This is a genomic window from Peptoniphilus indolicus ATCC 29427 (assembly GCF_000227315.1).
GTDB lineage: Bacteria > Bacillota > Clostridia > Tissierellales > Peptoniphilaceae > Peptoniphilus > Peptoniphilus indolicus.
The window spans coordinates 1-4,026 of the sequence record NZ_JH165078.1 but is presented as its reverse complement, the minus strand read 5'-3'; the positions used below and the strand labels follow the sequence as shown (position 1 = coordinate 4,026).

Genomic DNA, 4,026 nt, shown 5'->3' with positions numbered 1-4,026 from the left:
AGTTTTAGGTTTTCAATATTTTCTAATTGTCTTATATTTTTTACATCGGATAGAGTTATTACATCAGCTCTTTTCCCAGCTAGCAAATCTCTCTTTAAAAATTTAAATAGAACCTCATTTTCTCTATCACTTTTTACATTTGCAAATTTCAATCTTTCCTCAGATTTCAATTCTTCTATAACATCTAAAACTCTTTTTTTCGGCTCATCTCTTCTTATTTCAAAACCTATTTTTTAAGTCTATCAACTAATTTTTCAGTATAATTGATATCTATTAATAAGTATGGAATGTTAAATATAACTTCATGAGAATTGGCTATCTTTTCAATGAATTTTATATCAGCTTTTTTCATAGAATAAAATCCATCAAATACAACAAGTCCAGTTTCAGATTTAAAACTTTCTATATCAGTTAAATCCGTGTATTTAGAATTAGATATAAAATCTTCATATTTTTTATAAACTTCGCCAACTTCTTTTAGAAAATTTTCAGAAGCATTTTCAAAAAGAGTAGAATCAACTAAACTTTCTCGCCCAAGTGCTATAAGTGTGGAAATTGCGCTTACCATTCCTCCGCTAAAATATAAACTTTCAAATTTTCCATTCTTCAAAATATTCTTTACAAAATATTTTTTCAAACTTCTATCCAATACTTTTTTACTTGTGGATATTTTTCTAAGAGAGTCCAGTCCTACAAAATCTAAATCCGATATACCACCCAATTTATTCACGTAATAATTTCTATATTGTATTGCAGCATTTTTAGTTGGCAAAATATAAGTTACTTTCCTACCTGAATTTATTTCTTCTAAAACTCTTTTTTCTACAGTATCATTAAATTCTCCAAAATTAGAATATATAGCATAGTTCATATTACTCACCAAAAATATCTTTTAAAATTCTTTCCTCTTTCTCCGGAAGCTTAACTTCAAACTCCTTATCACTTAAATAATTTAATTCCGCAGGCATATCTTTAAAAACAATTTTATTGTTGTGTAAAAATTGAGATTTATATCCATATTTTTCCATAAATCTTCTATTCACTCTCTCCTCTCCGTATTTCATATCCCCAACAATTGGAAATCCTTTAGACTTTAATACAGTCCTTATTTGATGTGTCCTTCCAGTTATAAGTTTTACAGATAATAGAGAATACTCTCCGGATTTAATCACTTTAAATTCCGTTATGGATTCTTTTCCCTCTGTCTTTGAAACCCTAACTTTGTTTGTCTTTTCATCTTTTAATAATTTACTTACATCTTCAAAATCATTTTTTACTTCACCAAGCACAAGAGTTGTGTAGAATTTATCTACTCTATGATTCCTTATTGAGTCATTTAAAATTCTCAAACTATTTGCATTTTTTGCCCCAATAATTATCCCTGAAGTATTTCTATCAAGTCTATTACAAATTGCTGGTCTAAAAGAGTTTTCTATTCTCGGAATATAATCTCCTTTTACAATTAAATAATCTATCATCATATCTACCATATTTTTTTCAAACTCTTTAGAATCGTTATGAGATAGAATCCCCGAAGGTTTATTCATCAATATTATATTTTCATCTTCATAAATTACCATCGGATAATTTTTGCCTCTCTTTAAATTTTTCTCCCCAGCTTGAAATTTCTTTATGGTTTCATCACTCAAGTACATTTCTATCTTGTCACCCTCATTTAATACAAATTCAGGTATTACTTTTTTCCCGTTTACAACTATATTTTTCTTTCTCAAATTTTTATATATAAAAGATAAATTAGATTTTTCAAAATATTTTTTAAAAATCTATCTATTCTCTGCCCTGCATCATTCTTGTTTATTAAAATAGTTTGCATATTTCCACCCTCTGTATATTTCTGTTATAATGATAACATAAATATTTTAGAAAAGAGGATTAATTCAAATTGAACATATTTAGAAATATAGCAGATTTTTTTCATAGGATTTTAAAATTGATAATTTTAATTCTGGTTCTTTCTATATTAATATTGATTATAAAATGGAGATATGATGCTCTATATGTAGAGAGTACAACACGAACTGATGCAGAATTTTCTATAGTTGATGAAATAAGAAAAATCAAAAGTGATATAATTGCCACTAAGAATGGTGACCCTTTAGAATCTCCTATTCCTGTTGTAGTAGAAGATAAAAAAGATAATGTCACTATAAACATATCCGAAAATGAACCTGTAGATTCAATTGCAAACTCTTTATTAGAAAAAGGATTGATACAAGATACAGAAGTTTTTAAAGTTATGGTTAATGATATGGGACTTTACAATTCCTTTGTCAGCGGAACATATTCGTTTAAAAAAGATTCTAAAATTTTAGATACACTAATGACCCTTACAAATTCATCTTATAGAGAATATGATTTTGAAATAGTTGAAGGAGAAAATGCTCAAGCTGTAGGTAAAAAACTTTTGAGCATTGGTGCTATAAAATCAGAAGAAGCATTTGACCAACAATGCAAAGAACTTGGTGTTGAAAATAGTTTTAAAGCCGGCAAATACACTATATCAACTCCATCAAAAGTAATTAAAATAATAGAAAAATTAACCAGCCAAACATTAGATCAAAAATAGTAAAACCCAGCTTATAACTAGCTGGGCTTTTTTATTCATCAACATCTTCATCTAATGCTTCTATCAAAAAACTAACCGGACGAAACCCGTCATTACAAGAAATCATAGCCGACTTTTCATTTTTCATCCATCCGTTATAAATATTTTTTCCACCATGAGCCAGTGTCATAACAAAAGCAGACATACTTTGCCATGCACTTTCACACATACCCTCTGGTTTTTCCCAACCATTGGATATAAATACCTGTCCTTCTTTCATATCACAAGCATTTTCTATTGGATTTTCATATTTTTCTATCAAATCTTCGTGTCTCACAATTTTCATAACTGTAATTCTACATTTGTTCATATCAATTTCCTCTTTATAAATTACTTAATCATATTAGTATTCCATCAAGATGGTCTATTTCATGCTGTATAATTTGTGCTATAAATCCACTGTATATTAGTTTTCTTCTTGAAATTTATGTCTTCATACATCACTTCTATATTTTCATATAGCATAGTTTTTCTATCCCCCAAGTGATAGACACCCCTCTTCTGTTTCATAAGGTTTTGATTTAGCTTTTATAGTTGGATTTATCATAACTACATCCACCCTTTCCATAGGCACAATTATAATATTCTCTTTATAACCTATCATATTAGACGCCATACCAACGCACCTATCGCTATTAGCTTTTAATGTATCTCTTAAATCCTCTATTATTTGAACATCTTCCTTAGTTGCCCTTTCAGATTTTTATCTCAAAAATAAAGTATCTTTAACTATTTTTCTAATCATGAAACCTCATATTCCCTTCCTTAGTACTTTTAATATTAATACAAAGTCGTTAAAAATCAAATCTCGTTTTCTTCAATATAGCTTACATCCACTTGCATATTATTTTGTGATTTATATAATATTTACAAAGAGGTGTTTATTATGAAATCTATTCCCTTTGATTATTGGAAATATAGTACCAACGAAGTTTACAAATCTATAATAAAACATTACTTGCTTTGCAGTCGTAAATTTGAAATACGTTGTTTTAAAGATGAAGAATATGCTATATCTCAAGCACTATCTTTTGGAAAAATAAAAAATGAAGAGTCTGAATTTGAAACTGTAATTGTCGGTGATGTCAGCAAAGAATTTATAGAGTTCATTTTAAATCTACCTAAACCTATACAAGCTGATGATAACTATAATAAAATGGTACCTTTCTTTTCAATTTTTTTAGATTCTAACTTTTCATCTGAACACTATGGAACAGAGTTGTATCGCAATTAAATTTGAGGTATTTTAATGAAAAAATTTATTAATTTTATAATTTGGCAAGATATAGAAAAGCCAACCGGAGTTTTTCAGCAAATAAATAGATTATTATACATATTATTAGAAAATTTCTTTATTTTTTAGTTTATATTTTTGTACAATATAATTTTCATAATCCTTT

At 27.7% G+C, this 4,026-nt stretch carries 6 protein-coding genes and 1 pseudogene; 2 read left to right on the top strand and 5 right to left on the bottom strand.

The window, feature by feature from the left end; genetic code table 11:
• Nucleotides 1-226: 226 nt before the first annotated feature.
• Entirely contained in the window at nucleotides 227-871 is a 645-nt protein-coding gene (locus tag HMPREF9129_RS09830) for a hypothetical protein (protein ID WP_004823203.1), read from the bottom strand.
• Between the two features lies 1 nt (nucleotide 872).
• A complete protein-coding gene (locus HMPREF9129_RS09825; protein WP_257009275.1) occupies nucleotides 873-1,733 on the bottom strand; it encodes an RluA family pseudouridine synthase in 861 nt (286 codons plus the stop codon).
• A gap of 170 nt (nucleotides 1,734-1,903) precedes the next feature.
• On the opposite strand from HMPREF9129_RS09825, the gene HMPREF9129_RS09820 reads away from it, so the two are divergent.
• Nucleotides 1,904-2,587 carry an endolytic transglycosylase MltG gene (locus tag HMPREF9129_RS09820; protein WP_040553135.1) on the top strand — a complete coding sequence of 228 codons (684 nt, stop codon included), beginning with the start codon at nucleotides 1,904-1,906 and terminating at the stop codon, nucleotides 2,585-2,587.
• Nucleotides 2,588-2,618: 31 nt separating this feature from the next.
• Here HMPREF9129_RS09820 and HMPREF9129_RS09815 read toward each other — a convergent pair whose 3' ends face one another.
• The 3 genes and pseudogenes from HMPREF9129_RS09815 to HMPREF9129_RS12085 all read right to left on the bottom strand — a co-directional run.
• On the bottom strand, nucleotides 2,619-2,936 hold the full coding sequence (locus HMPREF9129_RS09815) for a TIGR04076 family protein (RefSeq protein ID WP_040553132.1): 318 nt from the start codon (nucleotides 2,934-2,936) through the stop codon (nucleotides 2,619-2,621).
• A gap of 28 nt (nucleotides 2,937-2,964) precedes the next feature.
• Nucleotides 2,965-3,033 carry a peptide deformylase gene (locus tag HMPREF9129_RS12915; RefSeq protein WP_442512528.1) on the bottom strand — a complete coding sequence of 23 codons (69 nt, stop codon included), beginning with the start codon at nucleotides 3,031-3,033 and terminating at the stop codon, nucleotides 2,965-2,967.
• 65 nt (nucleotides 3,034-3,098) lie between these two features.
• Nucleotides 3,099-3,302 (bottom strand): annotated as a pseudogene (locus tag HMPREF9129_RS12085) (peptide deformylase); the annotation flags it as partial.
• Between the two features lie 210 nt (nucleotides 3,303-3,512).
• Between HMPREF9129_RS12085 and HMPREF9129_RS09805 the strand changes: the two are divergent.
• On the top strand, nucleotides 3,513-3,860 hold the full coding sequence (locus tag HMPREF9129_RS09805; RefSeq protein WP_040553129.1) for a hypothetical protein: 348 nt from the start codon (nucleotides 3,513-3,515) through the stop codon (nucleotides 3,858-3,860).
• The last annotated feature ends 166 nt before the right edge of the window (nucleotides 3,861-4,026 follow it).